Genomic DNA, 4,671 nt, shown 5'->3' with positions numbered 1-4,671 from the left:
AGATCGAGAACGTCGACTTGAGGCCGGCGTGCTCGTGCTCGGCACGCAGGATCCGGACACAGGCCGAGTGGAACGTCGACACCCACATCAGCCGAGCCCAGCACCAGTACGCCGACGTCGTGGCCCGCCACGCCGGCGCGATCACCCCCGTTCGCCCGCTCGCCATCCACAACCAGGAGACGCCATGCAGCCCGCAGTCCCGCCCGGAGACCAGCCGACCCGCCATCAGCACGACACCGGACTCCGCCGCTGCTGCGACCAGTGGCCACCCGCAAACCGCATCACGACCGTCGGCACCGTCCTGGCCGACCGCCGCCGCCTGATGTACACCGCCACCTACGCCGGCTGGCTGCTGCTGGCCCTGGTCGCCGCCGCCGCCGTGCACGCGCTGCTGCTGCCGGCCACCACCGCCTGGGCCGCCGCGCACGGCCTGTGGGGGTGGGCGCTGTGGCTGATCTGGGCCGTCGCGTCCCTGGCCGCGCTGCACCAGGGCGTGCTCGCCCGCCGCCGCTCCCGCACCGCCGTCTACGTCCTGCACACCGCCGCCGTGACCGGCGCTCTCATGGCCATCGCCGCCCCCGGCGGATGGATCCAGGCGCTCGCCGCGACCGCCGGCACCGCCGGCGCGTGGCTGATCGCCTACGGCGCCACCCGCCGCTGACCGTCACCTTTTTCGCCGCCCCGTCGATAGCAGTCCCCAGGAGGGAACCTCATGACCACGATCACGAGCACCACCGCGCCGACGATCCCGGTACGTATCCAGGTGAGCGACACCGACGCCGCCGACGAGCCCCGCGTCAGCCAGATCATCGTCACCGGCTGGCCGGTCGCACCCGGCCTGGCCGTGCACGTCACCTTGGATCACGGGCAGCGCCTGGACGGCCGCTACAGCCTGGTGCACCTGCCCAGCGGCCTGGCCGTCGCGCACCGGTTGTGCGCCCGCCACGTCGACCACGCCGCCGTCGCCGCGATCGCCACCGGCATCGACTGGACCGACGACGCCGAGCAGATCCTCGCCGACGAGCGCACCGCCCCGCTGCGCCCCGGAGTCACCGTCTGGGACTGGTGCGGCTACGACCACTTCTGCCGGGCCGAGGCGTACCCGCGGCCGACTCGCCGATCTACCAGCCGACCGGCCGATAACGCCGCGCGGGCGGCCCCTCCGCCTTCCCAAGCTCCGGGGCCGCCCGCCACTCCTGCCCATCCACAACGAACGGAAGGAGCACCCGCCATGGTGCCCGATCCCGGCGATCCGACCTACCTCGGCGCGGCCTACGCCAGCGACCTTCGCGGCCAGCGCCGCCACTTCCAGATCCCCACCGCTGGCGCGCACGCCGTGCTCGTGGAGATCGTTCTCGGCCACTTCCCCCACACCTTCCGGTGCACCGGCTGCGGCACCGAGGAGCTGGACAGCTCCGAGCTGGACACCCTGGCCCGTGCCGGCGCGCATGCCGCCGCCTGCGGCCGGGGCACCGTCACTGCCGCCCTGGACGCCGAGGTCGCCACCGTCCGCACCGAGCTGGCCCGCATCGACCCCAAGGCCAGCGGCTACCTGCAGATGGCCGGGGTGCTGCTCGGCGCTGGCCTGGCTGTGCTCGGCGGCGCGGGAGCCGGCGGCCACCTCACCCCGGCCGCCCTCGCCGCCGGCGCGGGCACCGCCGCGGTGGTGCTGGCCGCTGTGGTGCTGCTTCTGCTGGCCAGCCGGCCCCGCCTGGGTGGTGACTTCGGATTCTGCGCCTACGCCGACGCCGACACCGCCCACGACGTGCTCGCCCGCATCGCCGGCGGCGACGCCGAGCACGTCGCGCAGATGACGCCGCTGACCCGCGCCCGTGAGCTGTGGTGGCTCTCGCGCGCCACCCGCGCCAAGTACCTCGCGATCTCGCGGGCGGTGCCGCTGCTGCTCACCGGGTACGCCGGCGCGGCCACCACCGTCGCCCTGGCCGTCTGGGGCCGGTGAACGCCGTGACCTACCGCCCGTTCGGCACCTTTGTCATGGGCACCACCGACGAGTACCGCCTGGACGTCGTCACCGATCCCGAGCCCGACACCCCACAGGCCGTCATCTACTTCACCGCCGCCGACGTCGAGACGGCGAGCTGGCAGGCACAGCGGCTGCTCGTCGCCTTCGACGGCCCGGTCGACCGCTACGGCGAGTTGTACGTCCACGACGGCGACGGCGCCGCCGTTTACTGCGACACCATTCACCTGCCCGCGTGACCATTCCCCACGTCCGAATAGGCGACCCGAATCGACGGGCCGCCTATTCGGCCATATCTGGCCCCATTTTCTTTGACCGCCACTCCGCCAGGCTCGCCCCGGTATGTGCCGATTTAAAGACGAGATCCACACAGGACTCGTCGGGATCGGTGGTTTGGGAGCGTGTTGGGGCGTCTGCGGTGGCGAGAGTCGCCGTAAGATCCACGGGTCACGCGCCTACCGCGCCTAATTCGATCTTGAGGGAGCGCCCGCGCTCTACCCCTAACTGCAGACAGCAAGAGAGCCCCGAACCCTGTGTTTGCTTGGCGGCGGAAGCAGGGTCTGAGGCTCCAACAAGCTCGGAGGAGATCGTAGCACTCAACCTTCGGGCTGGGTGCACTCTTGTCTCTACACGCGGTCACCGCGTGTCGCCGACCTGCCTGTCAGCGCCCGGCCCACATGACGGCCCATCGACCACCGGCGGTGGCCGGTGACGCTGAGCCCACTCGCCCCTCACGCCACGTCGATGTTGGCGGAGCGTGTCGTCGCGTCCGGGCACTGCCCGGTCTGCGCGGCGCTCGGCCGGACCGTGCTCGCCGCCGAGGGCCGCACGCGGTGCACTGTGCACTCGGCGCGGCCGGCGCTGCTGGTGGAGACCACCCGCACCGGCCAGACCCGTCTGGTCGCCCCGCCCAGCGCCCGCCGGCGGATTACCTACCCGACCGGCCTGCAGACCCCGTGCGTCTCGTGCGCGAGTGCGGGCCGGGACAGGCAGGGCCTGCCGCGCGACGGCGCCGACTCGGATCCGCTGTGCAGGTCCTGCTGGCGCACCCGCACCGACGCCGAGCAGCGCCGCCACGCCGCCGAGCTGCGGGCCGCCGCCCTCGATGTCGTCGACGACGTCGACCCGGCCTGCGCGGCGTGCGGCCAGCCGGATCCGTCGCCGGCGTGCTGGTTGTGCGGGTACTCGTGGCTGGCCGCCGCCCGCGCGAGGTTCGAGCACGACCAGGTCGCCGAGGCCGCCGCCGTGGCGCAGCAGTTCGAGCTGCTGGCCGAGCGAGCCGGGACCGATGCCCGGGTGGCCGAGCTGACCGCGTGGGTGCAGCGGCTGCGCACCACGGTGGAGTCCTACGCCGTCGGTGGCGGCCGCGGCCGCGCGGTCGAGCTCCTGGCCGATCTGCTGGCGAGGGACGCCGCGGCGCGGGCCTCCAGACGTGGGCGGCCCTCGATGCTGGCCCGGGTCGCCGGCGTCCTGGCCGTCGACGCCGACTACCGCACCGGCCGCCGTGCGTTGCCCGGCCGCGCCCGATCGGCGGAGCTGGCCGGCTGCACGCCCCGCGCGGTCACGGCCGGGTGGGCGCGGGCTGAGGCGCTCGGGTGGGCGGTGCGGACCCGGCAGGGTCGCCGGCTGAGCCTGGAGCAGCGCACGGAACTCGGCCGGTGCAACGACCGAGCCGAGTGGGACCTGGCACCGGTGATCCGTGACGCGGCCGCCCGCGCCCCCTACGTCCCCCTCGCCCTGTTGGTGCTCGACGAGCTGCTGCAGCACGCCCTGGCGGTGCTGGCAGCCGCCGAGGACGACGTCGACGCGCTCATCGCCCGCACCGGTGCCGTGGTCGACCACGCCGGCCTGGCCCGCCGCGCGCAGCTACGCCAGGCCGTGGCCACCACCCGCGACACCGTCCTTGCCGACGTCGAGGCGATCGCCACCCGCCAGATCGAGACCGGGAATTACTTCCCCCCCCGCTTGGCGTCTCAAGGTGAGAACTTAAGTTCCTGCTTGTCTCGGGGTTTTGCTCAACCTCCGTCGATAACTCACCCCTTGCCGGTGGGGCCGAGTCGGGGGGGAAAACGCGCTTCGCGCTCATCACCAAGAACCGAGGATCGACGCAGCTCACGACGCGTCGAGCGTCCTAGGCCGATCGAAAGGGCGTGTGGGCTGTCACGGCGGTCCCGGCCTGCTCCAGAGTGGATTGGCTGGGCATACGACCTGGCACGGGCCGCTCAGCAGGCATGGGAGTGGCTGGCACGAGTGCCCCTGCCCCGGCTGGCCGCGCTGCTCGGATCGCGGCTGGGTCCGCGATGGACGATGCCGGCCCTGCTCGACTGGATTCGGCAGACCCGCGCCGGTCGGGAGCTGCTCGACGCGCCGAAGCGACCGCTGGGCTACCTGCGTTCGCTGCTCGACGAGTCGCTGACCGGCGACGCCGAGCCGCCACACCAGGCCCGCCGCTACGACCAGCACCGCGACCAGGTCGCGGCCGCGCGCCGGCGCGACGTCGCCGACCAGGCCGCCGCGACGGCCACCGCGATGGCCACCACCCGGGCCGGCTGGAACGAGCGCGACGCCGTTGCCCAGGCCGAGCGCGCCGCGTCCGCCACCGCCGACGTCAGTGAGGGGACCAACGAGTACAACTGGGCGGACGTCCAGCTCGACGCGGTCGAGTTCGCCGAAGCGCTCACCCGGGTGCA

The 4,671-nt window shown here is 73.3% G+C and carries 4 protein-coding genes and 1 pseudogene; 4 read left to right on the top strand and 1 reads right to left on the bottom strand.

What is annotated here, in order from left to right; translation table 11 throughout:
* A pseudogene (locus JM949_RS40095) lies at nt 1–97 on the bottom strand (UvrD-helicase domain-containing protein); the annotation flags it as partial.
* A gap of 87 nt (nt 98–184) precedes the next feature.
* Here JM949_RS40095 and JM949_RS33770 point away from each other — a divergent pair.
* The 4 genes from JM949_RS33770 to JM949_RS33750 all read left to right on the top strand — a co-directional run.
* Entirely contained in the window at nt 185–661 is a 477-nt protein-coding gene (locus JM949_RS33770) for a hypothetical protein (protein WP_203152090.1), read from the top strand.
* A gap of 51 nt (nt 662–712) precedes the next feature.
* The gene (locus tag JM949_RS38225) at nt 713–1,960 is read left to right on the top strand and encodes a Pycsar system effector family protein (protein ID WP_238434374.1); all 1,248 of its coding nucleotides are present in this window, start codon (nt 713–715) and stop codon (nt 1,958–1,960) included.
* Between the two features lie 35 nt (nt 1,961–1,995).
* Entirely contained in the window at nt 1,996–2,220 is a 225-nt protein-coding gene (locus tag JM949_RS33755) for a hypothetical protein (protein WP_203152091.1), read from the top strand.
* 505 nt (nt 2,221–2,725) lie between these two features.
* Nucleotides 2,726–4,671 (top strand): hypothetical protein (locus tag JM949_RS33750; protein ID WP_203152089.1); only part of this gene is annotated, 1,946 nt, incomplete at its 3' end.

The sequence above is a fragment of the Micromonospora tarensis genome, assembly GCF_016803395.1.
In the GTDB taxonomy this organism is placed as follows: domain Bacteria; phylum Actinomycetota; class Actinomycetes; order Mycobacteriales; family Micromonosporaceae; genus Micromonospora; species Micromonospora tarensis.
The sequence above is the reverse complement of the archived record's forward strand: the minus strand, read 5'-3'. Positions and strand labels throughout refer to the sequence as shown.

Excerpts from the sequence above, each read along its gene's own strand:
- JM949_RS33755 (WP_203152091.1), top strand. The coding sequence starts at position 1,996 with ATGGGCACCACCGACGAGTACCGCCTGGACGTCGTCACCGATCCCGAG.
- JM949_RS38225 (WP_238434374.1), top strand. The coding sequence starts at position 713 with ATGACCACGATCACGAGCACCACCGCGCCGACGATCCCGGTACGTATC.
- JM949_RS33770 (WP_203152090.1), top strand. The coding sequence starts at position 185 with ATGCAGCCCGCAGTCCCGCCCGGAGACCAGCCGACCCGCCATCAGCAC.